Source organism: Pseudodesulfovibrio piezophilus C1TLV30, assembly GCF_000341895.1.
In the GTDB taxonomy this organism is placed as follows: Bacteria; Desulfobacterota; Desulfovibrionia; order Desulfovibrionales; family Desulfovibrionaceae; genus Pseudodesulfovibrio; species Pseudodesulfovibrio piezophilus.
In genome coordinates this window covers 2,277,511-2,302,928 of the sequence record NC_020409.1, presented here as the reverse complement: position 1 = coordinate 2,302,928, position 25,418 = coordinate 2,277,511, and the positions used below count along the sequence as shown (strand labels likewise).

The following is a 25,418-nucleotide window of genomic DNA, read 5'->3' as shown; positions in this document are numbered from 1 at the left end:
CATGAGCGGTCTTTACGGTATTATCGGCTGGCCTCTGGGGCATACGATGAGTCCGACTTTGCATAACTGGGGGTTCAGGCAATCAGGGGCAGACGCGGCATATGCAGCCTACCCTCTGGAGCCGGATCAAATCCCTGATTTCATGCGACGGGTTCGGGATGAACCTTTCCTCGGGCTGAGTGTGACCATCCCGCACAAGCGGACGGTGATGGAATTTCTCGACCACATGACTGATCGAGCCGTGCGTGTCGGTGCCGTGAATACTCTGTATTGGGATGAGGGCAAGCTGTGTGGCGAGAACACGGATGTCCTCGGCCTTATTGCTCCTCTGCGTCACATGCAGCCGTTGCCAGCCTCGGCCATGATACTGGGAGCAGGGGGGGCTGCTCGGGCGGCTGTTGTCGGCTTCAAGGAATTGGGCATTGCGGATATCGCCATCGCCAACCGGACAGGGGAGAAAGCCGAGGCGCTTGCCGAGGAATTTTCCATCCGTGCCGTTGCCTGGGAATCCCGTATGGAAGAAGAACCCGCCCTGATTTGCAATACCACGCCGCTTGGTATGTCCGGGACTATGGAAACGTTTTCACCGTGGGATGCGAAACGTTTTCCTGCCGGATGCACAGTGTATGACATTGTTTATAATCCATTGGAAACGAGGCTCCTCAGAGAGGCTGCTGCAGTCGGATGCGGCACAGTGTCCGGGCTGGAAATGTTTCTGCATCAGGGATTGGCCCAGTTCCGTCTCTGGACGGGAAAAGACATGGATGAAGCCGGAGCCAGGGCGCTCTTGCTCTGTGCCCTCGGTCAGGCTCCGGCCTGATCGAAACAGTGTGGGAAGACGCAACTCTTTTTCTTCCTGGCAGCGTCTCTTTCTTGAAGAGATGGACAGTCTTTTGTATGACTTGCTGAAACAGTAATAATGAAGGTGATTGGTATGAAATCGTTCAAATTCGTTCTTTCTTTCACACTGCTGCTGGCGGCGTTTCTTTTCGGACCGGGCATGTCCCTGTCAAAAGCCGTTGCCGCCGGACCGAATCCTGTCGTTATCATGGATACCACGGCGGGCAGGGTCATTGTCATGCTTTATCCCAGCGAAGCGCCGATAACAGTAGAGAATTTCCTGCGCTATGTGGACGCCGGTTTCTATGAGGGGACCATTTTCCACAGGGTCATCAAGGAGGATATTGAGGAGGTCAAGGGAAAGGCTGCCAAAGCCAATGTGATCAATATTGTCCAGGGCGGCGGATTTACCTTTCCTCCTTTGCGTTTAAAGTATCCACTTTGGGCACCTATTGAAAATGAGGACATGTTGGGTTTGCAAAATGACAAGGGAACCATTGCCATGGCCCGTGCCAATGACCCTGATTCGGCAACCTGTCAGTTCTTTTTCAATATGGAAGATAACCCGGCGTTGAACCCGTCAACCATGAATAAAAAATATATTGAACGAAGGAACAACACCAAAACCCGCAGGGGATATTGTGCTTTTGGTAAAGTCATTCGCGGGTGGGATACACTGGTCAAGATTCAAAGCGCCAAAACTACGCAAATGGGAAGATACACCGATGTGCCCGTCAATCCCGTCTATATCAAGAAAATCTATCGCGCCAAATAGCGTGGACGGGGATTGGTTCGGAGCAGGAGCGAGATGTTTCTGATCCGGTCTCGGCCCATCTCCCCGTACGCTGCATAGTATATCAGTTCCTGCGTTCATGAAGATGTGCGCCGGAACTGATTTTTTCGTTTTCAGGCACGAGGGAGAAGTTAGATGGGGCAGGCTTCCTCGGCGCATTCGAGAAAAAGGTCCCAGAGGCTGTCAAGACTGCTGACGACATTGGCCGAGACAATATCCAGGATTTCAGGGGTGAGCTTGAGTCTTTCCGCCACGATATGGGAAGGCGCGTAATTCAGTCCATCCACGCCAAGGCCGACACCGATCATTTTTGCCAGAACATTGCCGATGTGAACCAGGTCAAGCACCAGGCTTTCCTGCCCGAATTCATCAGGGCGGAGATGGTGACGCACAACATCGGTGATTTCTTTGGGAAGCCCCCAGGATTCGAGAACAAGGCCGCCAAGCTCCGCATGATTGATACCGAGAATCTTGTCTTCGGCCTGATCAAAACTCAGGCCGTGCTCCATGGCGAGATCCAGAATGGGGTGGGCATTGACCTGAACATAGGCTCCCAGCAATGTCTTCCCGATACCTGAAAGCAACCCGGCAGTGAAGGTATAATCCGGTGGATTGAGACCGAGAACTGTGCCCAGTTCCTGAGCAGAGAGAGCCACGGTAACGGAATGTTGCAGATGCATGGTGGGAGAGAGGTCATAGCCTTCTATCTTCCTGACAAAGGACGGAGCGACTCCTGTGGAGATAACAAATTGAAGCACCTGGGTCGTTCCGAGTCGCTTGATGGCTTCCTGGCTGGTCCGCATGGCACTGGTGCCGCCGCTGAAGAATGAAGCGTTGACCACCTTGAGCAGATTGGCGGTCAGGCCGGGATCGTATTCGATAATCCGAGCCAATTCATCGAAGTCGGCATCGGGATCACCGAGCAGGGCAGCGGCTTTCTGGGCACAGGACGGAATGGCCACGACCTCGGAAATGCGTTCAAGTATTTCATCGCGTCTTGTCATATCTCCACATCCTCCCCAAATGAACGGACGATCACTCGGCCGGTGTCAAGGTGCAGGAGCAATGTTCTTGGAATTGTCCCGCCGACATTGTTGGCTGTCAGTCTGACTTCATTGCGCTGGAAAAGTTTTTCAAGGGCGGCGAAGTTTCGCGCGCCGGTGTTGAACAGGTTGTCGTTGCGCATGTTCGCCCCGCCAGCGGCCTTGAAGATCAACCGGTTCTTTGCTGCTCCGGCGCTGATAAGCTGCTGGACCATCATCACCACGCCTGTGTTGACGAACATGAATGGATTGTCTCGGGCTTTTTCCCTGGCCGTATTGGATGTGGGAAGCAGACAGTGTACCATGCCTCCGATTCTGGCCTTGGGGTCATAGGCGGTGACACCGAGGCAAGACCCCAGGGAATAGGTGATAATGATGTCCTCGGGATTGGTCGAGAACTTCATGTCTGATATGTTGACGACAAGGGGCTGCATGATCTCTGATGTCGGTATTGTCTATACTATACACTGTTAAGTGCCTTCACCCTACATGCCGGAATCAAAATGCGCCAGTCTTATTCAACGTGATTGTGCAAGTCTCCGGGGAGCTTATTCCGTAATATCGTCAAATTGCATCTTGTAGAGACGGTCATAGAGCGGACATGCAGCGAGTAGCTCGGTATGGGTTCCCGTGGCAATGATGCGTCCGTGTTCCATGACGACGATGACATCGGCCGTCAGGATAGTGGACAGTCGGTGCGCAATGACAATGGATGTCCGGCCCTGCATGAGGTTTTCCAATGCTTCCTGGACCACTCGTTCCGATTCGGTGTCCAGAGCGCTTGTGGCTTCGTCGAGAATAAGCAGGGGCGGATTTTTCATGATGGCGCGGGCAATGGTCAGGCGCTGCTTCTGTCCGCCGGAAATTTTGACTCCGCCCTCTCCGACGATGGTGTCGTACCCTTCAGGCATTTCCATGATGAAATCATGGGCAAAGGCCGCTTTGGCCGCTTTTTCGACTTCAGCCTGGTCATACTCTTCGCGAGCATAGGCGATGTTGGCCTTGATGGTGTCATTAAACAGGAACGTGTCCTGGGATACCAGGCCGAGGCCAAGGCGCAGGCTTGGCAGAGTATAATCCTGCAAAGGCACCCCATTGAGGGTAATGTCCCCCTGCTGCGGGGAATAGAAACGGGGCAGGAGATTGACCAGGGTCGTCTTGCCTGACCCGCTCGGGCCGACAACGGCTACACGCTGCCCTGCTTCGATGGAGAGGGAAACTCCGTCGAGCGCGGCTTTCTGGGCGTTGGGGTAGGAAAAGTGGATGTTGTCGAATTTGAGTTCTGCAAGCGTGCCGTTGAATTCGATATTCCCGGATTCTTCCATGAGAATCTCCGGGGAGTCGAAGATGTCGAAGACGCGTTCGGCTCCGGCCAGACCCTGTTGGATCTGGTTGTTTGACATGTTTATTTTTTTGACAGGTTCATACAGTTGGACCAGGCAGACCAGAAATGCGGTCAGGTCTCCGGGAGTGATAATCCCCGCTATGACACGGGAACCGCCGATCCAGAGTACGGCGGCCCCGGCTCCGGCAGAGACGAAATCCATGACGCGCGAGGAGCTTTCGCTGTAGAATATCTGCCGGATGATGGCATTGCAGAGTTTTTTGTTTTCCACATTGAATCGGAAACTTTCGCGGCACTCGTTGGCAAAGGCCTTGATGACCTTGATACCGGAGAACGATTCTTCCAGGACCACGTTGACCCCGGATAATTCCGACTGCATTTTTCGGCCGTATTTCCTGACCTTCTTGCCGAAGAAAATGATCGGGTACATGGCGATGGGCATGACCACAAGGCTCCAGAAAGCAAGGTAGGCATCCAGATAGATGACTGTCCCGATAAGCCCAAGAAGAGTAAAGACCTGGCGCACGAACATGATCACGCTTGGCAGGCATTGGCGAACGGCGACCACATCACTGACGACACGGCTCATGAGCATGCCTATTTCACTTTCGGCAAAAAAGGGCATGGGGAGGCGGATGATCTTGTCAAAGAGATCCCGGCGCATGTCCTTGAGCACCAGGATACCTGTTGAGTTCATGACGTAGACTTGAAAAAACTGGAGAATGCCTTTCGTGATTATCAGAAAAAGCAGGCCGAAAATACACAGCTTGAGGGTCTCTATGTCGCGGGCAATGAGCACTTCATCGGTGACGTATTTTGTCAACCAACCCAAGGCAGGGGCAATAGGAGCATAGAGAAGCATGGCGACGGTGGCGATCACCACCCGAAGCTTGTAAGAAGAAAAATAGCTGATACTGCGCTTAAGCAGGTACCGATTTCCCATGTAATGCAGTTTCTGATTGCGGGCCAAAATATCTCCTTTGAATGGCGGCGGATTCGAATCTTCGCTTGGTGCCATGCCTTCTGTAAAGAGTTGTGGGCCGAGAGTAAAGCCTGCCCTCTCTCCGCGTCCTGTTGAATTTCTTGCCTTGAGGGGCATTTTGTCCAATACTCACCAGATGAATTTTTCTGAACCAGTGGCTGTTCTTGCCGACATACATGGCAATGCCTACGCCCTCGAAGCCGTTTTTGCCCATGCCCAGGCACAGGGGATCGATCAATTCGTGAATCTGGGAGATTCTTTTTACGGTCCACTGGACCCCGGGAGCACATGGCAGATGCTTGAGCATAGGGACATACCAACCATTCTTGGGAATCAGGATCGTCTCTTGTTGGAGAGTGGTGTTGAATGGCAGAATGTCCCAGCATTTCGCGCCTCGGTCTCTGCTCTGGGGAAAAAGGGAATGAGCTGGTTACGGACGCTTCCGGCTACTCGTCTTCTGGATGGGGATGTCCTGCTCTGCCATGGTACGCCTGGAAACGACTGTCTCTATCTGCTCGAAGAAGTGTCTTCAGGGCATCCTGTCATGCGGGAATGCCGTGATATTTTGAAAGACATCCTGCCTCTCGCCGGGGACTGTTCTCTGGTTCTCGCCGGGCACAGCCACTTTCCCGGCAGTCTCATTTGTGGTGGGCGGACTCTGCTCAATCCCGGAAGCGTCGGTTTACCGGCCTATCAGGATGCAATACCGCCTCATGCCATGGAGTCCGGCTCCCCCCATGCCCGGTATGCCGTAGTCCTGCAGGTCGATTTTGGGTGGGACATCTCGTTTCATGCTGTTGAATATGATTGGCTGGCGGCCTCTGAACTGGCTCGTCAAAATGGACGCGACGATTGGGCCAGATGGCTTTTGACCGGAGTGGCCTGATCCTTGGAGATGTGGATTTTCGCGGTGCAACGCGCAGGATACGAATCAAGAGGCTTGGGAGAAGATCGGAATCGAGGCGTGTCATGGTGTTCGGTTTTGTGACTTCGCGATTCTTCTCTGGACTTTTTTTAGATTTTTCATGAGAATGGGTCGAAACTGTAAGTCTTTGGACGTTTGTCCCTGTGCTGATCGGAGAAGCCAGGGGAGAAGAAAAAGAAGCCCCGGTAACGCCGAGTCATGAAACCGCTTTATTTATTACGACACCATACTGCCCCCGTTTTGTTGCTTCTGGCGCTCGCGGCTCTTTCCCTGTGCGCGACAGATGCCTTGGCCTTGTCTGCGAAATCCTATTTTCTCGACGGCCATTCCGATTTTCATTCGCTCCTCAAAACCCGTACCAAAAAAAAATACCGCTCCAATTGGGAGAAGGTTGAAAGAAAATTTTCCCGATGCCTCAAGGCTGATCCCAATGGTTCCTATGCGCCCAAATCTCTCTATTACATAGGGCGGGTCTATGAGGAACTGGGAAAACAGAGCGGACTCAAGTCTGATTTTCGCCGGGCCGTGGATTACTTCGGCCGTGTGGAGGCTCGCTACCCCCGTCATGGTTGGGCAGATGATTGCCTGTACCGCCGAGCCGATATTTATGCCCGCCGTCTCGGGGAGAAGGGCAACGCCCGACTTGATCTTGCCAAGATCATTGTGGATTTCCCCCGTTCCGATATGCATGGAAAGGCCAAGGAATATCTCAGAAAGCTTGGCGGGTATGAGAAAGCCATTGCCAAGGTCAGTGGGAAAAAAACCAAAATCTCCTCGGCCAGTGCTTCCAGATCGACCAGAAAGAAAAGCAGTCACTCCAGTGGCGGGAAAAGCATTACTCCGGTGAAAGATCCGAGTGGTCTGGCTCATCTGGACACTGTTCGTTTCAAGTCCAGTGACGAGTACACCCGTGTGGTGCTCGAACTCGATGGCCGGGTCAAATATCGCTATCAAGTCCTTGCTCCCAACCCTGCTGTCGGCCGTCCTCACCGTCTGTATGTCGATATACAAGGGTCACGCCTGGGGCATGATGTCACCGCCTCCACGGAAGTTTCGGATGGTATTTTGCGGTCCATTCGTACCGGGCAGTACAATGCCGACACCACTCGTGTTGTCCTCGATTTCCTGTCCATGCAGGAATACAAGATTTTTCCACTGGATAATCCCTACCGCATCGTCATCGACGTCTATTCACCGGAAGAGGGAACCGTTACGGCGAGGAAGGCCCAATCCTCGACTTCACATAAGGTGACCACGCAAAACAGCAAATACCGCCCGCCGAAGGGCAGTAAAAGCCAGGCCGGAGATTTGCTGGAACAGCTGGGCCTGACGGTTAAGACCATCATGATCGACGCAGGTCACGGCGGCAAGGACCCTGGCGCTGTGGCCAATGGTTTGCGTGAGAAGGATCTCAATCTCCGCTTCGCAAAGCTCCTCGGTTCCAAGCTCAAGGAAAAAGGGTTCACAATTCATTATACCCGGACAACGGATGTCTTCATCCCCCTTGAACAACGCACAGCCATCGCCAACGTCAAGAAAGCGGACCTGTTCGTCTCCATCCATTGTAATGCCAGCCGAACCAGCAAAGCGCATGGGCTTGAAACGTATAGCCTCAACCTTGCCAAGAGCAAGGATGCCGTGCGTATCGCAGCCCGAGAGAATGCCGTTGACCCGCGCTCCATTTCCGACCTTCAGTTTATCCTGACCGACCTGATGGTCAATTCCAAGATCAAGGAAAGTCGCGACCTTGCCTCGGATGTGCAGAGCAACACGATTTCCCGTGTTCGTCGTAAATGGCAACTCAAGAACATGGGAACCCGAGAAGCACCTTTTTATGTCCTTATGGGCGCGAAGATGCCTTCCGTGTTGGTGGAACTGGGCTATATCACCAACCCTACCGAGGCCAAACGGCTCAACAGCAAGGCGTACCAGGAGTACCTCGCTCGTGGTATCGTGGATGGCATCCTTGCCTACAAGTCTAAAATCGAACGGTACGCCACGCGCTAAACCCGTTTTCCGCCAACGATCTTCTTGATACTTTCCAAAAGGAGAAATAATCTGAACGTCAGGTTATTTCTCCTTTTGAAATTCATCCACCCACTTCAAGGGCCATATAGTCAGCCCCTCACGTCTTGGGAACGTGAGGGGCTGTTCTTTTCAGGTCCGATGAGGAACTGTTTCTCAACAGTTCCAAGAGTGGCCTGTGGTATTGCTGTCCTTTTCTGGGCCGGGCGGCCCTGGCCGGGGGTCTCCGCGAACCGGCTTACCGGGAAGCTCGGAACGGGAATGAATCGAATACCGTGAGGGCAGTCTCCCTTCATGAGGGGCGGCTTCTTACAGGACTTGCTGCATGTCCAGTTCCAGCCCGGAGTTTTCCATGGCGACCTGATCGCCGAGGATGCAGATATCGCCGTGCGCGGCATTAATGCGAATGGCTTCGGCAAAGTCGCGGAAGTCTTTTTCGGTGGTAGCAAGGGCTTGTTCCCTGACAGTTTGCAGATAGGCGTCATCAAGGTTGGTCAGATGACGGGTCAGAGCTGTGAATCCCTTGGCATCGGGCAACTGGTAGGAATCGATTTCTCCGATGGCCCCGATGATCGATTTTTCCAGTTCATCAGTGGTGATGCTCACTGAGTCGAGGTAGTCGGCTGCTGCGTCAAAGGCCTTGATGGTCGCGGCGACATTCGGGTCACGGTAGGAGACCATGGCCAGTGCTCCGGCGAGACGGTCAATGATGCAGAATGCGCCATAGGCTCCGCCCTGAACGCGAACTTTTTCCCAGAGGTAGCCGGTGCGGATGATCTTGTTGACCACCAGTGCCGATCCTTTGGGGATGAATCCATGGTCAGCGAGACTGACGCCCTTGCCCACATAGTTGACCTGGGCCGGAATGGCGAGGCCTTCGGCCTTGGGTAGATCAAGCAGGGCACGTGTGACCGGAGCTGCTTCCGCATTGGGCAATCCTTCGACAAGGGCGATGATCTCCGGCTCGACAATGGGCAGCAGGTCGTTGTCCGCTGTCACGTTGCAGATGACACCGTTACGCGAGAGCAGCAGGGTGCGCATGGCTTCGAGATCTTTTGCAACACCTCGGAAGTCCTGTTCGATGCGGGTTTCGAGACGACGCAGGAAATCGAGATTGGAGAGACCGGACATGGCTTCTTCCATGGCATGGCCCACATGAGTCCGCGCACGCAGTCGTGTCGCGACAACCTGGTGTCCTGATGGGACAAGACGTTGTTCGGCCCGAGCGCGTGCCTCGGAAACAATCTGCGAAAGACGTTCCTTGTTGTCGAGTTTGGCCGAGGTCAGAATTTCACGGATGATTTCTGTTGTTTCGGCTATCTTGTCACCCGTGGCTTTGGCGCGCAGGAAAAGCTGGGCGGCAGCGTCCCTGGAATCCCGGATGGGAGAGGCAAAGGGGTGGGCCCAGATGCCGCCGGAAGTCCGGGCTATCCACTGGGAAAGGTCAACAAAGGTATGCTTGTCAGTGCCGGATTCGGTCAGGGCGCGTCCGAAAATGCCCGCGTATGGGAGCAGTGTATCGGGCAGGACTGAAAGATCGAAACCGAAATCGAGGTAGGCAATCCCGTTGGTAGGCAGATCATGGTAGAGCAACGACGCTCCGGCCACGTCACGTACTTCCGTCGGGATGATCCTGTTTTCATCAGGCAGGTCGCTCACGGAAAGACGCGGGATGGTCGCCAGTGCCTCCGGTGAGTCGGGAGCGGCCTGAAGCCGGGAGAGTTCCTCAGCATCAGCCATGACCTTTTCAAGCTGTGCTTCAGTCATCGAATCCTTGACCTTTTTGAGACGGCCTGCTTCTTTTTTTGCCATTGTGGCAGACAAGGTGTGATCCGGCTCCAGCAGCACGGTTGAGCGATGCGGATTGTGGAGGAACAAGCGAGCCAGCAGTTCCTCGAAAATCTTGTCGCCACCGTTGATCCAGCCCTTGATATGGTCCAGGGGCTTTTCAAAGGGCAGGAGAGCGAGGGGGTCGCCTTCTGTGCCGTCATCATCGTAGAGCCAGGTGGAGAGCGCCTGGAACATGAGTGACAGGCCGCGTGGGTAAGAGCCTGTGTTGTTCTCTCGCAGGCTGAATTCAACAGAGTTGACGGCTGCTTCAATATCGGCTTGATCGATGCCGCTTTCCACCAGTTCCTTAATGGTATGGAAGATAACGGATTCAGCCTTGATGGCATTGGACGGGTGGATACCTTTGAGACCGATGGAGAAGAACATCTGGCGCATGTCCGCTTCCAGACCGACCCCGGCGAGATCATCACCGAGTCCCGAGTCCATGAGTGCCTTTTTCAGGGGTGAAGACGGCAGTCCAATAAGGATATGTTCCAGCACATGAAGGGCAAGATTCAAGTTCGGGTCAGCGGTTTCTGCCAACAGCCAGTTGACAGTGAACATGCCTTTGGCGAGCCGCTCGGAGGCCGGGTAGGGCTTACGTACCTGGACGGCTTCGGTAAACCGTTTCTGAAGAGGTACCTGTGTGGTGGTGACGTCAATGGCCTCATAGTGTGAAAAGACTTTATCGAGAATCTCCAGTCGTTTTTCCGGGTCGTCATTGCCATAGAAATAAGCGTAGCCATTGGAAGGATGGTAGTGGTCACGGTGAAAGGCCATGAACTGGTCAAAGGTCAGGTCCGGGATGACAAAGGGATCGCCGCCGGAGTCGATGCCGTAGGTCGTGTCCGGGAAAAGCGATTGCTGGGAATGTTCATAAAGCAGGGAGTCAGGAGAAGAGTAGGCACCCTTCATTTCATTATAGACCACACCTTTGTACGTTATGGGCTTGTCCGTTCCTTCCAGTTCATAGTGCCAGCCCTCCTGCTTGAGCGTATTGGGCGTGAGGCGGGGATGGAAGACCGCGTCAAGGTAGACGTCTATGAGATTGTAGAAATCCTGCACATTGGCACTGGCGACGGGGTAGCAGGTCTTGTCAGGAAAAGTCAGGGCGTTGAGAAACGTCTGAAGCGAGCCTTTGAGCAGTTCCACGAACGGCTCCTTGATCGGGTATTTGTCGGATCCGCAGAGGACTGAATGCTCCAGAATGTGAGCCACGCCTGTGGAGTCTTCCGGTGGGGTGCGAAATGAGATGCCGAAAACCTTGTTCTCATCATCATTGATGACTGACAGGACGCGCGCGCCGGTTTTGTCGTGACGGTAGACATGGGCAAGAGACCCCATCTCCGTGATTTCCATTTCCTGTATTTTGGTAAAGCCGTGGCTCATGCATATCTCTCTTTGTTGGTTTGCGTACGGGTCATCCGTCAAAGATAAGGACGGATGGCGACATGGGCAAGTCCAATTGTATACACGACATGGCCGTGTCTTCAAAGGGTGGGTAAAATATATTTTCTCCTTGACGATGAAGAAACGCAAGATTAAAACAATTGAAAACGGGAATCATTCCTAGATTAAAAATCATTCTATTTTCAATAAAGGAGTCATCATGAGTTGCTGCGAACATGAACACGAAGAAGTGCTGCCCGAATTTGCCAAAGTCGGTCAGAAAGTACCCGAGTTTACGCTGGAGGCCTTTGATCCCACCGAAGGTGGCTTTTGTGAGGTGGACCTGGGCGCTTTGAGAAAGGAAGGAAAATGGGCCATTCTCTTTTTCTATCCAGCGGACTTTACTTTTGTCTGCCCCACGGAACTGGCAGACCTCGCCACCAAGCATAAAGAACTCGCCGATCTTGGCGCAGAAGTCATATCCGTTTCAACGGATACCAAATTCACCCATCTCGCATGGAAGAATGATGAACGTCTGCTTGCGGACGTCACATTCAAAATGGCCGCCGATCCCACTGGGGAAGTCTCCCGCTTCTTTGATGTCTGGGATTATGACACCGGACAGGCTCTGCGCGGAACCTTTGTCATCAATCCGGAAGGACTGCTGGTTTCCTCGGAGGTCAATTTCTACAATGTCGGACGTAACGCCGATGAATTATTCCGCAAGATGGATGCGAACAACTACCTCAAGGATCACCCGGATGAAGCCTGCCCGGCCAAATGGACTCCGGGAAGCAAGACCCTGACCCCGAGCGAAAAGCTGGTCGGCAAGGTCTACGAAGCTCTCAACGACTAGTTACGAACGTCACACTCTCGTAGCTCCTGTTGCTTGTAAACGCCCCCGACAGCATGTCTGCCGGGGGCGTGATCTTATGGCTCGCACGGTGAAAAACCCCGTCTTGCAGGGAACGTCACGCTTGCCCTTTGCCATTACATATGTAAATGGAAAGCCCTTACCGCTGCTTTCGCGGAGAATATATATGCAAGGAGCAATACATGGCTACCAATGTTGACGAGATCACGATCAACTATTCCGAAGAGAACCAGCTCATTGTCAAGGAGCTGGACAAAGTCATCCTGTCCAAGGGCGCATGGACCACCATCATTTTTCGCTACCAGGAACTGAACCGCGCCAAGGGTGAATACGGCCCGGAGAAGTTCACCATCCGCCGCTATCAGAAGGTGGACGGAACATATCGCCCCAAGTCGAAGTTCAATATCTCCAGTCAGGCCCAGGCACAGAAGATTGTCGATGCGCTGCATGGCTGGATAGGCTAACAGCCGAAGTCGGAAGGAACGCGTCGCATGGATCATGTCGTGCGCGTTCTTCATTCGATTGTCCGGGATTGATTGTCCCACCGCAGCCTCGTCGCTCTGGGCACGAGGAAAATCGGCACGCGACAGACTCACGAGGTACTCATGTTTCTCGGTTCGCACATGTCCATTGCCGGAGGCCTGCACATGGCCTTCGAGCACATTCGTGCCGTTGACGGCACTGCTCTCCAGATTTTCACACGCAACCAGCGTCAGTGGAAAATTCCGCCTCTCACCAAGTATGATCTTGACCTTTTTGCCGTGGCCCGAGAGCAGTGGGGTGACTACCCACTTGCAGCCCATGATTCCTATCTGATCAATCTCGCTTCTCCCAAGGAAGAGCAGGCAGAGCGGTCCCGTATCGGTTTTGCCAAGGAATTACAGCGTGTGGAAGCGTTGAAAATCCCTTTTTTGGTCACCCATCCCGGTTCGCACCTGGGAGAGGGGGTTTATGCGGGTATCGAGCGCTATGCTGCCGCACTGGATCGTGCCATAGAGGATTCCGGTACAGATGAGGCCCTGGTCCTGCTGGAGACAACGGCCGGACAGGGAACAAACCTCGGTTCCACTTTCGAAGAGCTGGCCGCCATCATCGCAGCCTCTGCGCATGCTGATCGGTTGGGAGTCTGTTACGATACCTGCCATACCTTTGCCGCAGGGTACGACCTTCGCACCCCGGCAGCCTATGCCGCGACTTTCGAGGCCTTTGATCGAATCATCGGCCTGGACCGTCTCCGTTTCTTTCATGTCAATGACACCAAGAACGCCTTTGATTCCCGAAAGGATCGCCATGAACACATCGGAAAGGGCGAAATCGGGCTGGACGGGTTCCGAAATCTGATGCGTGACGAGCGTTTTGCGGATATTCCCAAGACCCTGGAGACGCCCAAGGAAAAGGATCTCAAGGATGACGTGCGTAATTTGAATACCCTGCGAGAACTGGCGGGCAAGGGCTGATCCGGGAGAAGAACGACATGCCAACAAGGCTTGACGCTATCATTTTCGACTTTGACGGCACGCTGGCCGACGTCCCTCTTGATCTGGAGTCCATGAAGACACGTATTGCAGCCCTTGGTGAGGCGTTCATGGACCAGCGTCCTGTTCCCGGCCCGACCCCGGCCCTTGAGTGGCTGGAAGAATTGGTCCAGACGGTGATGCTTCGCGATGAAGCGGAGGGCAAGGAATTTCGTACTCGCGGTCATCTGGTCATCACGGCCATGGAGTTGGACGCTGCCCGGCAGGGCGCTCTTTTTGATTTCACCAGACCTTCGCTGGCGCTGCTTCGGGAACGGGGGATCGGGGCAGGAGTCATTACCCGGAATATTTCCGCTGCCGTCCGGCAGGTTTTTCCCGATATAGAAAGCCTCACACAAGCCTTTATTCCCCGTGAAATCGCAGTTCGCGTCAAACCTGATCCGGTGCACCTCTTTCAGGCCCTGGACTGTCTTGGTGCCGATCCGGCTCGGACATTGATGGTGGGGGATCATCCCATGGATATCCAGACCGCCATCAATGCAGGCACGCTCTCCGGGGCCGTTACAAGCGGCACCGTTGCGGCAGATGTCTTTGCCCCGCTCTCACCAAACTTCATTGCCGATGATGTCGGTGTCCTCATTGAGCAGCTCAACCAGCAGGGATTCCTCTAAATATCTTGCAGAAAGGAATGAGAACAGCTAGCCTTTAACTGAGAATATTTCCTGTTTAGATCGTGGAGGGAGAATCATGACCCCTGAGTACGGCAAGGCGATGACTGCGGAAGAGGCGCGACAGGCAATGGTGAAGGATCCTGAAGTTATTCGGGAAACCACACCGGTGGAGTTGCCTGTAGAGCTGCCACTCCCGGCTGACATTAAGCAGGTTCCGATCCGGGTAGAGCTTCGCGAAGCGGCTACTCTCTATGGTGAGGCCGTCAACTACGCCCATGAGTTCATGAAGGATGTCAGGGAAGGTAAACCGTTCGATTTCAATGATGCTGCTCCACTGGTCAACGGATTCATTGATTCGGTCTTTCGCAATGATTCGGCTGCCGCAGCCATCAGCAAGCTCAGGTCTTTTGACGAATACACATATACCCACTGTATCAACGTTTCCATTCTGGCCGTGATTCTGGGCAGGAAGCTTGGGTATTCCCGTTCCCAATTGGAGTTGGTGGGCATAGCCGGGATGTTTCACGACCTGGGCAAGGCCGCCATTCCCGGATGCATTTTGAACAAGCCGGGCAAGCTCAGTGAACAGGAGATGAACATCATGCGTACCCATCCCCTGCACGGCTACCGGATTCTCAAGGAGCAGAAGGGGATTCCCGAAGCGGTTTTGCGTGGTGCTCTGGAGCACCACGAAAAGCATGATGGCAGCGGGTATCCTCGAGGACTGGAAGGGGATGAGATCAGCGATACGGCACGGTTGCTGGCAGTTGTGGATGTCTACGACGCCCTGACCAGCAAACGGGTGTACAAGGCTCCCCTGCCGCCGGGGCAGGTGCTTGGCATGATGTACCAGTGGCGGGTCACAGACTATCATCCCAATATTGTTGAGCAGTTCATCAAGAGCATGGGTGTTTATCCCGTGGGCAGCTTTGTCCGGCTGACATCGGGAGAGTACGGAGTGGTGCTGGACCATTGTCCCGGCAATCCGCTGAATCCGTCGGTCCGTGTGGCATTTGACAGCCGTATGCGAGCCATCACCATGAGGACCGTGGAGCTTTCCCGAAGCGAGAAGCTTCAGGTGGCGGATGTGATCAATCCCGATGAATACGGCATTGACGTCTTCACGTTGATTCACTGATGTGGCCGCTCCGGAGGGGGCCACAGCCTTCAGACCGAACACAACGACTGATATTTTGTTCAGATAGTCACGATATTGTCATGGAATGGTACTCTTCGTGTGGCTAACGTCGGACTTGACCGGACACCATACCATCATGCCGCAGGCCCTTCAGGGAATGCGGCAAACCTATCCAGAGGATAAAGAATGCAAATGCGTTTCAGAGATTGGAGTCTCAGACTCAAGATATTGATTCCCACATTCGTGCTGGTGGTGATCATTCTCACAACCAGTACGCTTGTCATGACCATGAAAGCCCGGAGCCTTGCGGTGTCCCAGGCAGAGGATATGGCACGGGAAAAAGCCATCAGTCACAGTTTGGAAGTCGGCAAGACGATGAGTCTGGCCATGGCCGTGACCCGTACTTTGGGCGCAGTCTTTGAGAAGGCAACCAATTATCAGGTCATCCCGGACAGGGAGCTGTTGGATTCCATGCTGGTCGAGACACTAAAAAGGCATGAAGAACTGGCCGGGGCATGGTGTACATTCCCCGGCGGACGATTTGATGACCGGGAAGAAGAATACCGCGACACCTACAAGGGGGCGTATCGCAACTGGTATTATCGCGACGGCGGGTCCATAGCGGCCAGCTATGTGGGTGAGGAAAATCTCGAAGGACAGGCATGGTTTGAAACCCCCATGGCGGGCAATGGAGAGACCATCACCGAGCCATACCCCTGGAAGGTCGGCGATAAGACTTTCTGGATCGCTTCCACTGGATTTCCGGTCAAGAAGAACGGCAGGAATATCGGTGTCGTCGGGGTTGATTTTTATCTCAACGATTTACAGAAAGCGGTCAATGCGATCAAGCCGTTCGGGACCGGCTATGCGTATCTGGTCACCAACTCCGGTATGGTCGTGGCGCATCCTGATGGTGATAGGATGGGCAGGAATATCAGGGAATTTCTGGACTCGGATCATCGAGATGCAGTGCTCAGGGCCATCACGAGCGCGCATGAATACTCCTACGTGACCCGATCCCCCGACACGGGAGAGGAATTCTATATCACGCTCGAACCCATTGCCGTGGGCCGTACCACAACCCCATGGAGCCTGGCTGTGGTCGTTCCCATGGACAAGGTCAATGAGCAGGCGGATTCCTTTGCCTGGATTTCTTCACTTATGGGATTGGGAGCTATTCTTGTGCTCTTTGGTGTCCTTATGGTCATAGCCCGCGTCATTACCGGTCCCATTGTTAAGGGAACGGTGTTGGCAAGGGGGCTCGCCAGGGGCGATCTGACACAGGATATTGATGTGCATCAGGCCGATGAGGTCGGCGTACTGGCCGAGTCTTTGCGGAGTATGTCACACCAGCTCAAGGCAGTCATCGGCGGTGTGCAGGCCGCCACGGAGAATGTGGCGTCCGGCAGCGAACAATTGGCCGCATCATCGCAAAGCATGTCACAAGGAGCCACGGAACAGGCTGCCAGTGTCGAGGAGGTTTCTTCCTCCATGGAGCAGATGGCCGCCAATATTCACGGGAATGCGGAGAACGCCGTCAAGACGGAAAAGATAGCCCGGCACGCCGCTCGAAGTGCCGAGGAAAGTGGCAAGTCCGTCGCTCAGGCCATGAGTGCCATGACTGACATCGCCAGCAGAATCTCGGTCATTGAGGAGATCGCACGCCAGACAAATCTTTTGGCGTTGAATGCGGCTATCGAGGCTGCTCGGGCGGGGGAACATGGCAAGGGATTTGCGGTGGTTGCGGCCGAAGTTCGCAAGCTGGCCGAGCGAAGCGGTCATGCGGCGGGAGAAATCAGCGAGTTATCCACGGCTACGGTCAAGGTGGCTCAAGAGGCTGGAGAACGGCTCGGACAATTGGTCCCGGACATTCAGCAGACCGCCCGGCTTATTCAGGAAATCGCCACGGCGAGTAATGAGCAGACCGCAGGAGTCAACCAGATCAACCAGGCGATTCAGCAACTTGACAATGTCATCCAGCAAAATGCGGCAGTTTCTGAAGAAGTTGCTTCTACATCGGAATCTCTGGCCATGGAAGGAGCGCAGCTGCACCAATCCATCAGCTTCTTCAACCTTGGGTACGCACCGGAAAAGGCCGCGCGTCCCCGGAGTGGCGGAAAATCGGTCTCAGTCCAGTCCCAGCGGGGAAAGGAACTTCCGAAGAGCCGGGTCAAGGGGATTGATCTGGATATGGGCACTCGTGATGATGGAGAATTCGAACGGTTTTAAGCGAGGCGGCGAGGCGGGGATTCCGCCTCGCCGTTTTTGTTGCGGCTAAAGATTGATCAGGGTGTATTCTCTGGAGCCAAGCCCGATGGCTTCGGCGTAATCCAGCCCCATGTGTTCGGGCACATGTTCATGAATGGCTGCGAATTTTGACTGTCCGGGCAGGACTCCGAAGGGCAGTTGGCTTGGATACAGAGCCGGGGCATTGTCCACCAGGTCCATGGATGCTTGGTCCACGGCCACGGGGTCGAAGCTGACCAGGATACCGATATCCGGACAGATGGGGGCATCGGTAAATCCGACGCAATCGCAGTCCGGGACCACGTCCATGACAAAATTTACATGCAGGCATGGTTTTGTTTTGGTTTTGAGAACGCCCACCGTGTACTCCATCATTCGCTCCAGGAATTCCTGGATGCCGATTTGCCAGTTGACCTGCAAGGCACTGTGACGGCAGGCCACAAAACATCCGCCACAGCCCACACATTTTTCCGCATTGAGTGCGATCACGCCGGTTTCTTCATCAATGTAGAGCGCTTCGGTTCGGCAGACCTTGACACAGGAACCGCAGGCCGCGCATTTGTCAGGATCGACCGCTGGACCAGTGGAGAAGTGCTGTTGCATTTTTCCCATCTTGCTGGCACATCCCATGCCGAGATTCTTGAGCGCCCCGCCGTATCCCGCCAATTCGTGTCCCTTGAAGTGATTGACTGAGACCAGAAAGTCGGCGTCGGCGATGCCTTTGGCGATGAAGGCTTCATTTATATGCTTGCCTCCCACCGGAACAGCTGCCTCTTCGTTTCCCTTGAGGCCATCGGCGATGATAACCGGAGCACCCATCACGAGAGGGTCCCAGCCGTGCCGTGCTGCACAGAGATGGTGGGAAACGGCCTCACCCCGTTGGCCGACATACAGGGTTGATGCGTCGGTGAGAAACGGCTTGCCGCCGAATTCGGTGATGAAGTCCGCGATGGGCTTGACCCACAGGGGGCGGAGGAATCCGGTGGTCCCCTGTTCTCCAAAGTGGATCTTGATGGCGGCAAGGTCGCCTTCGGTAATAGTTTTATCAACACCAGCAGCCTTGAGCAGGCTCCTCAGTCGAGTGTGAAACGGAGCCTTGTGCGATGCACGCAGGTTCCAGAAATAAACGTTTGATGCCATAATAAAGCCTCCCTCTGATGGTGGTGTCGGTTACAGGCAGGGAGAGTAGCGGAAGACAGTTGATGTTGCAACGATTGTCAGGCATTTTTACGATGTCATTTGAGAACAAGGAGATCATATGCTTCTGAAAGGAAAGAAAGCGCTTGTTTTCGGGGTGGTCAATGACCGTTCCATCGCCTATGGCATAGCGCGGCAATTCAGGGAACACGGGGCACGACTCGCCTTCAGCTATGCGGCTGAGCCTATCAAGCGGCGACTTGACCCTCTTTGCGAGGAACTGGGCGGTGAATTCCTGTTCAAGTGCGATGTCACGGACGACCAGGATATTCAGTCCGGTGTTGATCTGGTCAGTCGCCAATGGGGAGATGTGGATATCCTGGTCCATTCCATCGCCTATGCCAATCGAGACGATCTCAAGGGGCGGTTCATCGATACCAGCCGAGAAGGCTACGGCGTGGCGCTCGATGTCTCTTCCTACTCGCTGGTGGCCTTATGTCGTGCGTACGAGCAGATGCTCAATCCGGGCGGTTCAGTCCTGACCCTTTCCTACTATGGAGCGGGCAAGGTTGTAGCCAATTACAATGCCATGGGTGTTGCCAAAGCGGCCCTTGAGGCGTGCGTTCGGTATTTGTCCGTGGATTTGGGAGCACGGGATGTGCGGATTAATTCCATTTCGGCCGGACCGGTCAAGACCATGGCGGCCAAAGGTATCTCGGGCTTTTCGACCATTCTCGACACGATTGAGAAAAAAGCGCCCCTGCATCGCAATATCACCATTGACGATGTGGGCAAGGCAGCCCTTTATCTTGCCTCGGACCTGTCGTCCGGTACCACGGGAGACGTGCTTTTCGTCGATTCAGGCTATAATATCATGGGTGTCTGATCCGTCCGGTTTTCCGGCATTTGATGACACGTCTGTAGAATGGTTTCGTCTTGCGCGGTTTTTCTCCTTTTTCAGGGAAGCAGGCTGAGTTGGTGTCTATCCTGTTCCGTGCAGGAGTGATTTCCAGCGGCGGGCATCTTCCCAGTTGAATCCGCCGGGCACGCAGGGCCAGATGGAGTTGTTCTGGAAGAGCGGTTCCTGCTCCAGAGGGTAGGGGCTTGCCGCGACCGCTTCATGAAACATGGGACTGCCGGGAATGGGTGTGTAGTGTGCCAGATGAGGGCGAAAGCCAAAGGCCTGGACGTGCCTGATGGCGTCTTCCACATTGGCAGGATTCTGATTCGGCAGCCCGAAGAGAATGTAGACGCCGATGTCGTCCAGATCGAATCCGGCTTCCAGCAGCGTGTTCGCGCCGTCCTTCCACTCCTGTTCGGTCAGCTTCACATCATGACGGTTCTCGAAATCCGTGGTTTCCAGCCCCAGTCGTACTGTGTGCAATCCCGCTTGCTTGAGGCGATGGCAGACATCACGGGTCAGGCTGCGGACATGCATGGCGTTGGGTGTATGCAGTCGCAGGTCCAGTCCTGCTTCGGTTATACGGGTCAGAAGCGGCCAGAGCCATTGATCCGGGTTGACCAGCAGGGCATCATCATAAAAAGCGAAGTCCCGTACGCCTCGTTCGTATTCCGATGCGATGGAAGCGAAAATCCGGTCCGGTTCTCCCTGGGTGAATTTCGGGTACAAGGCATGACTTGCGCAGTAGTCGCAGGTGAAGGGGCAGCCTCGGGAACCGAGGATAGGTGCGTAGTTCGGCTCATTGTATAGGTCCAGGGCCAGTCCCAATCCCGCATTGTCCGGGAGAGGTGGGGCGGGGCGGTGCAACAGGTTCCACAGGGTGTCCCAGTTTGTCCGTTTTTCCATGCTTCCCTGCATGATCAGGTCGGCATCGGCATGGATTCGGGCATGATCTGCGCACAAAGTGGCATAAGTGCCGCCAAGGAGGCGGGGAACATCGGGCCACAATTCGGCAGCCAGGTCCAGCATATGCAGTGAGCCGGGATACCAATAAGTCATGATGGACGTCACCAGGATCGCTTCCGGCGGTGGGTCAAGGGCGGCCAAAGCCTGCCGGACATGATCATGCGGCAGGCCGTAACGGGAATATCGTCTTTCCATGGAAGCCATGGCTGGCGGCAGCGGTAGGGTTTCCTTGGGATATCGGCCAGTGGCATATTGACCGGGTGTCGGCCATGCCACATCTTCCCATGTGCGGTCCATGCAGTCCAGGAGCGCAACCGATGCCCCGGCATTTCGGAGCATATCCAGACAGGCCAGCAGCCCCACCGGGCGCGACCAGACATTGAAGGCCGCAAAGTCGGTTATCCATGGGTTGATACCGAGGATGCGGGGACCGTCATTGTCGGTCCAACAGATATGTGGATGGGAAAGGCGGCGCATGCCGAGTCTACCGATGCAGGAGATTGAGGCCTATGGAAATGGCGAGCAGCACGACAATGGCCACCAGCAGTATGTTCGTGGTCCTGTTGCGCCGTTCGATCCGTTCGGCTTTGGACTTGGTGAACATTCCGGTGATGAAGAAGACGAGACCGAGAATGATGATCAGTTTGAAGAGTATGCCCATATGTCCGATTACGGTTTGATCCAGATGAATCCCGCTTGGCGGCCTGTTGTCCCGGCTGGGGAGGCACAGGCTTTGCGGTGTGAGAAGAAGGTGTCATCCCGCCCCATGGTGCAGAGGTCCATGGAATGGATGTGTTCACTGGGCAATCCGGCGTCCATGAGCTGGTCCCGGGTCAGTCGCCAGAGGTCCATGTGTTTGGAGTCGGGGTCAAAGTAAGGAGCGAATGCAGGGCCGAAGTCAGTCTCGAAATTGATGAATTCCGCAGACGCTGGGCTGAGGCTGGGGCCACGGACGGCAAAGATATCCTTCGGGTCAAGCCCGTATGTCTCACAGAATCGCCGTACTCCTGTTTTGGGAAAATTGAGTTTGTTGCCCCGCCATCCGACGTGAAGACCGGCCACATACCGGCCTGAACGATGTGCCATCAGGATAGGCTGACAGTCTGCGGTCTTGATGACCAGTCCCGTGCCGGGCAAAGCAGTGGCAAGACCATCACCTTCCAGGGTTGCCATGTCTTCCGGGGCGATGGGAGAGGGCTCCACATGCAGGGTGTCACCATGGACCTGTCTGCATTCGCACCAGGCGGTCAGCTCGAAACGCTTGAAAAGCATCCGCCTGTTTTGGCGGACGGCATGGTCATCGTCACCGACCTCGAAGGACAGGTTGGCTGAATCGTGCGGTGGTTCCGAAACCCCGCCCCGACGGGAGGTGAAGGCGCACTGGACCGAAGGAATGCCCAGGAATTCAAAGGGGAAAAAAGCTATGGACGCCATAATTCCTCTTCGGTACAGACAATGTCTACAGGCATGTCCCAGGGTTGGATTGGCAATTCTTCAATAAGTTGAAAGGTATAGCCGACGCCGATTTTAAGCGCGAGCTGCATGTCGGGTGTGGCCAGCAGACGATCGTAATAGCCGCCGCCGAAACCGAGTCGATAGCCGCGCCGATCAAAACAGACTCCGGGGATAATGGCCAGATCAGGGCTGCATTCCTGCACAGACGGGCATTTGTGGGCATCGGGTTCCATGATCGAAAAGGGACCGGGGGTCAGGTCGTCTTCACAGGAAGCACAGGCCAGGTCCATTTCTCCGTACGCATCAGGGCGACAGCGCGGCATCAGCACAGAAACCTGACGCTGCCAGAGTTCCGTGATAAGAGGCCGCACGTCAAGCTCTCCCCGGATAGGCCAGTAGACCAGAATTTCCCTGGCTGTTTTCCACTCGGGAATCTGCCGAAGCAGTTCCATGGCCGCGTTGCTTGCGTCAAGGATCGTTTTCTGCGGCAGAGAGCTTCTTTTGGTCAGGAGCTTCTTGCGGAGTTCTTTTTTATCGACATCAACCATGCTGATGAGCATAGCACGGCGCTGCAGGACAATCCAGCGTAACCGCGTGGGCGGTTCTCCGGCTGGTTCGTTTCCGGTTATCAGGGAAAGAATCGTTGGGCTTCCATCCCGAGAGGCTTTGAAGTCTCGGCGGAACACTGTCCCACGATATCCAGACTTGGTTTTCAGGCCGTCTTGTTCTATCCTGCCTGACGGTCGGGCACCCTTCGTGCCCGTGAAATGACAACCAAGGCTGGAAAGCATGCCCGCGAATATACTGGTTCTCGATGACGAGAAAAACTATCTGCTCATTCTGGAATCCATTCTGGAGGATGAAGGGTACAACGTAACAACGTTGTCCGATCCCGAAATGGGGCTGGCCTACCTGGAGGAATCCGAGGTGGATCTGGTGCTCACCGATATGAAAATGCCGGGCCTGACCGGGCAGGATGTCCTGGCGCATTGCAAAAAGAACTACCCGCATATTCCGGTGCTCATCATGACTGCTTTCGGATCCATCGAAGCCGCAGTGGAGGCCATGCGCATCGGAGCCTTTGATTACATCACCAAGCCGTTCGCCAATGAAGAACTGGTCCTTTCCGTTTCCAAGGCCGAGCAGTACGCTGCGACCCAGCAGGAGAATATCCGGCTCAAGAGGGAGATCAGGGATCGCTACTCCAAGGGTAATATCATCGCGCGCGGCAAAGGTATGCAGCAGGTGCTGGATATGGTGGATCGGGCTGCCCCGAGTCGCTCGACAGTGCTCATTCTCGGAGAATCCGGCACAGGAAAGGAACTTATTGCCCGAGCGCTTCATAATGCTTCTCCCCGTTGTGACGAAGCATTTGTCACGGTCAATTGCATGGCCTTGAATCCCGGGGTGCTCGAATCAGAATTGTTCGGCCATGAAAAAGGGTCGTTTACCGGAGCCACGGCCATGCGCAAGGGGCGCTTTGAACAGGCCAACAAAGGGACGCTCTTTCTTGACGAGATCGGGGAATTGACCCCGGAGTTGCAGGTCAAATTGCTACGCGTGTTGCAGGAACATCAGATAGAGCGTGTCGGCGGGACGGAAACCATGGATGTGGATATCCGTATCGTGGCCGCCACTAACAAGAATTTGCAGGAAGCCGTGTCCAAGGGAGAGTTTCGGGAAGACCTTTTCTACCGGTTGAACGTGGTCTCCATTTTCATGCCGCCATTGCGGGAACGCCGTGAAGATATCCCCCTGCTTGCAGCACATTTTCTGGACAAGTACACCAAGGAAAACCAGGTGGAGATCGGAGGATTTTCGGCTGCGGCCATGGATTATCTGACAGCCTACGAGTGGCCCGGTAATGTCCGGCAGTTGGAAAACGTAGTGGAGCGCTGTACGGTTCTGGCCCGCACCGATACAGTGGATTCTGATGATTTGCCGCCGGAAATCAAGGACGAGGAAGCACAATTCAAATCTGCCGTGGACCTGTTGCCCAGCAAGCTGAATCTGGCTGAAACCATGGACAAGATCGAGGGCGCACTGGTCAAACGCGCTTTGGTTCAGTGCGAATTTGTGCAGGTCAAGGCGGCCGAGATGCTCGGGCTTTCAAAATCGAATCTTCAGTACAAGCTCAAAAAATATGAGCTGGCAGGGAAGGCTCTCTGATGTTTCTCCTTGATGCTCCCTATGTGTCTGAATTTCTGAAGCGAAGCGTCGAGCGGATGGGCGTGTCCGTGTTGGATACCCCCGGAGCGCGCCGTTTGACGGACGGGGCGGATATTCAATTCATCAGTGGTGGTGATTTCTCTTGCCGACTGGCAGCGGGAGAAAGGGTCCTCGCCAATTCAGAGAATGCCCTTGCCCATATCTTTTCCTGCGGCTGTCATGATGATCTTGTCAGGCAGATAACGGTTTGCAAGGACAAGGCCCTGTTTCGGGAAACCGTGGCCGGATTGCACCCGGAATATCGTTTCATGCGGGCCGCTTCCGAGGATTTGGCCGAACTGGATGTTTCCGGGATGCAAACACCCTTTGTGGTCAAACCGGCTCGTGGATTTTTCAGCCTCGGAGTCCATGTGGTCAGGGATCACGCCCTGTGGCCTGAGGTGGTCCGGGCTATCGAGGATGAGCGGTCAGCCATGAATGCAGAGTACCCGGAGGAAGTTGTCAACGCTGACGAGTATATTGTGGAGGCGGGAATCGAGGGGAAGGAATATGCCATTGACGTCTATTATGACGAGCATGGTGATCCTGTGATTACCAATATTCTGCATCACCATTTTCTGTCCGAGGACGATATTTCGGACACCTTGTATTATACCTCGGCAGAGATCATCGAGACTTGGCTTGAACCTTTTACCGAGTATGTCGCACGGGTTGGTCAGGCTTGTGAATTTCGCAACTTCCCCATGCATCTGGAGGTTCGGGTGGATGAACTGGGTCATATCCTGCCCATAGAAGCCAACCCGCTCCGTTTTGCCGGGTGGTGTGTGGCGGACATTACCTGCCATGCCTGGGGCGTGGACCCCTATGAATGTTATTTCAAGAAGATGCGACCGGATTGGCCGTCCCTGCTCAAGAAGCAGCCGGAAAAAGCCTGTGTCATGGTCATCGCCGAAGTTCCCGGTCATATGGATCGCAGGGCGATTACGAAGATCGATTACCATGGATTGAGCACACTCTTTGAAGAAGTGCTCGAATTACGCACAATCGACTACACGCAGTACCCTGTGTTCGCTTTTGCCTTTGCCCGCATGAGTATGGCTGGGCTGGAGCGCCTCAAGGGCGAGCTTGGTGATGATTTCAGCCGATTCATCACCACGGCTTAGATGATCAGAGCAGGCGGTTTTTTGCCGTTGGTTACTTCCGGCGGATCAGC

22 protein-coding genes are annotated in these 25,418 nt (G+C 54.5%); 13 read left to right on the top strand and 9 right to left on the bottom strand.

The genetic code is table 11. From position 1 onward, the window contains the following. The first annotated feature begins 1 nt into the window (after window position 1). Together aroE and BN4_RS10875 are read left to right on the top strand one after the other, a co-directional pair. Window positions 2-820, top strand: coding sequence for a shikimate dehydrogenase (gene aroE / locus BN4_RS10880; RefSeq protein ID WP_015415443.1), 819 nt, complete (start codon window positions 2-4; stop codon window positions 818-820). A 114-nt stretch (window positions 821-934) separates the two neighbouring features. After that, a complete protein-coding gene (locus BN4_RS10875) occupies window positions 935-1,615 on the top strand; it encodes a peptidylprolyl isomerase (RefSeq protein ID WP_015415442.1) in 681 nt (226 codons plus the stop codon). Between the two features lie 149 nt (window positions 1,616-1,764). Here the strand turns inward: BN4_RS10875 and BN4_RS10870 are convergent, their stop codons facing one another. The 3 genes from BN4_RS10870 to BN4_RS10860 all read right to left on the bottom strand — a co-directional run bounded on the left by BN4_RS10870 (window position 1,765) and on the right by BN4_RS10860 (window position 5,120). After that, window positions 1,765-2,637, bottom strand: a complete 873-nt coding sequence (locus BN4_RS10870) for an HDOD domain-containing protein (RefSeq protein ID WP_015415441.1) — start codon at window positions 2,635-2,637, stop codon at window positions 1,765-1,767. Then, window positions 2,634-3,110 (bottom strand): chemotaxis protein CheD, encoded by a 477-nt coding sequence (locus BN4_RS10865; RefSeq protein WP_015415440.1) that lies wholly within the window; start codon window positions 3,108-3,110, stop codon window positions 2,634-2,636. The genes BN4_RS10870 and BN4_RS10865 overlap by 4 nt, the downstream gene beginning before the upstream one ends. Window positions 3,111-3,224: 114 nt before the next feature. Next, a complete protein-coding gene (locus tag BN4_RS10860) occupies window positions 3,225-5,120 on the bottom strand; it encodes an ABC transporter ATP-binding protein (RefSeq protein WP_015415439.1) in 1,896 nt (631 codons plus the stop codon). Window position 5,121: 1 nt separating this feature from the next. Between BN4_RS10860 and BN4_RS10855 the strand changes: the two genes are divergently transcribed. Beyond that, window positions 5,122-5,889 carry a metallophosphoesterase family protein gene (locus BN4_RS10855; protein WP_015415438.1) on the top strand — a complete coding sequence of 256 codons (768 nt, stop codon included), beginning with the start codon at window positions 5,122-5,124 and terminating at the stop codon, window positions 5,887-5,889. A 237-nt stretch (window positions 5,890-6,126) separates the two neighbouring features. Further along, window positions 6,127-7,935: an N-acetylmuramoyl-L-alanine amidase gene (locus tag BN4_RS10850; protein ID WP_015415437.1), complete on the top strand. Its 1,809-nt coding sequence runs from the start codon at window positions 6,127-6,129 to the stop codon at window positions 7,933-7,935. 327 nt (window positions 7,936-8,262) lie between these two features. On the opposite strand, the gene BN4_RS10845 is transcribed toward BN4_RS10850, so the two are convergent. Continuing rightward, on the bottom strand, window positions 8,263-11,172 hold the full coding sequence (locus tag BN4_RS10845) for an insulinase family protein (protein WP_015415436.1): 2,910 nt from the start codon (window positions 11,170-11,172) through the stop codon (window positions 8,263-8,265). A 220-nt stretch (window positions 11,173-11,392) separates the two neighbouring features. On the opposite strand from BN4_RS10845, the gene BN4_RS10840 reads away from it, so the two are divergent. The 6 genes from BN4_RS10840 to BN4_RS10815 all read left to right on the top strand — a co-directional run bounded on the left by BN4_RS10840 (window position 11,393) and on the right by BN4_RS10815 (window position 17,559). Then, on the top strand, window positions 11,393-12,028 hold the full coding sequence (locus tag BN4_RS10840; RefSeq protein ID WP_015415435.1) for a peroxiredoxin: 636 nt from the start codon (window positions 11,393-11,395) through the stop codon (window positions 12,026-12,028). Between the two features lie 200 nt (window positions 12,029-12,228). After that, a complete protein-coding gene (locus BN4_RS10835) occupies window positions 12,229-12,510 on the top strand; it encodes a hypothetical protein (RefSeq protein ID WP_015415434.1) in 282 nt (93 codons plus the stop codon). Between the two features lie 141 nt (window positions 12,511-12,651). Continuing rightward, window positions 12,652-13,503, top strand: a complete 852-nt coding sequence (locus BN4_RS10830; protein ID WP_015415433.1) for a deoxyribonuclease IV — start codon at window positions 12,652-12,654, stop codon at window positions 13,501-13,503. Between the two features lie 17 nt (window positions 13,504-13,520). Then, window positions 13,521-14,192 (top strand): HAD family hydrolase, encoded by a 672-nt coding sequence (locus BN4_RS10825; protein WP_015415432.1) that lies wholly within the window; start codon window positions 13,521-13,523, stop codon window positions 14,190-14,192. 76 nt (window positions 14,193-14,268) lie between these two features. Continuing rightward, window positions 14,269-15,330: an HD-GYP domain-containing protein gene (locus tag BN4_RS10820; protein ID WP_015415431.1), complete on the top strand. Its 1,062-nt coding sequence runs from the start codon at window positions 14,269-14,271 to the stop codon at window positions 15,328-15,330. Between the two features lie 186 nt (window positions 15,331-15,516). Then, entirely contained in the window at window positions 15,517-17,559 is a 2,043-nt protein-coding gene (locus BN4_RS10815; protein WP_015415430.1) for a methyl-accepting chemotaxis protein, read from the top strand. A 45-nt stretch (window positions 17,560-17,604) separates the two neighbouring features. Here the strand turns inward: BN4_RS10815 and BN4_RS10810 are convergent, their stop codons facing one another. Next, window positions 17,605-18,717, bottom strand: a complete 1,113-nt coding sequence (locus BN4_RS10810) for a DUF362 domain-containing protein (RefSeq protein WP_015415429.1) — start codon at window positions 18,715-18,717, stop codon at window positions 17,605-17,607. Window positions 18,718-18,835: 118 nt separating this feature from the next. On the opposite strand from BN4_RS10810, the gene BN4_RS10805 reads away from it, so the two are divergent. Continuing rightward, window positions 18,836-19,600, top strand: coding sequence for an enoyl-ACP reductase FabI (locus BN4_RS10805; RefSeq protein ID WP_015415428.1), 765 nt, complete (start codon window positions 18,836-18,838; stop codon window positions 19,598-19,600). Window positions 19,601-19,696: 96 nt separating this feature from the next. Here the strand turns inward: BN4_RS10805 and BN4_RS10800 are convergent, their stop codons facing one another. Genes BN4_RS10800 through BN4_RS10790 form a run of 4 tightly spaced genes read right to left on the bottom strand, consistent with a single transcriptional unit; the run spans window position 19,697 to window position 22,722 of the window. Continuing rightward, a complete protein-coding gene (locus tag BN4_RS10800) occupies window positions 19,697-21,058 on the bottom strand; it encodes a B12-binding domain-containing radical SAM protein (RefSeq protein ID WP_015415427.1) in 1,362 nt (453 codons plus the stop codon). A gap of 7 nt (window positions 21,059-21,065) precedes the next feature. Beyond that, entirely contained in the window at window positions 21,066-21,242 is a 177-nt protein-coding gene (locus BN4_RS17935; RefSeq protein WP_015415426.1) for a hypothetical protein, read from the bottom strand. 8 nt (window positions 21,243-21,250) lie between these two features. After that, the gene (locus BN4_RS10795) at window positions 21,251-22,015 is read right to left on the bottom strand and encodes a polyphenol oxidase family protein (RefSeq protein WP_015415425.1); all 765 of its coding nucleotides are present in this window, start codon (window positions 22,013-22,015) and stop codon (window positions 21,251-21,253) included. Beyond that, a complete protein-coding gene (locus BN4_RS10790) occupies window positions 22,003-22,722 on the bottom strand; it encodes a 5-formyltetrahydrofolate cyclo-ligase (RefSeq protein ID WP_015415424.1) in 720 nt (239 codons plus the stop codon). The genes BN4_RS10795 and BN4_RS10790 overlap by 13 nt, the downstream gene beginning before the upstream one ends. A gap of 103 nt (window positions 22,723-22,825) precedes the next feature. Between BN4_RS10790 and BN4_RS10785 the strand changes: the two genes are divergently transcribed. Then, complete coding sequence (locus BN4_RS10785; protein WP_015415423.1) at window positions 22,826-24,205, top strand: sigma-54-dependent transcriptional regulator; 1,380 nt, start codon at window positions 22,826-22,828, stop codon at window positions 24,203-24,205. Next, window positions 24,205-25,368, top strand: coding sequence for an ATP-grasp domain-containing protein (locus tag BN4_RS10780; protein ID WP_015415422.1), 1,164 nt, complete (start codon window positions 24,205-24,207; stop codon window positions 25,366-25,368). The genes BN4_RS10785 and BN4_RS10780 overlap by 1 nt, the downstream gene beginning before the upstream one ends. Window positions 25,369-25,418: the final 50 nt, after the last annotated feature.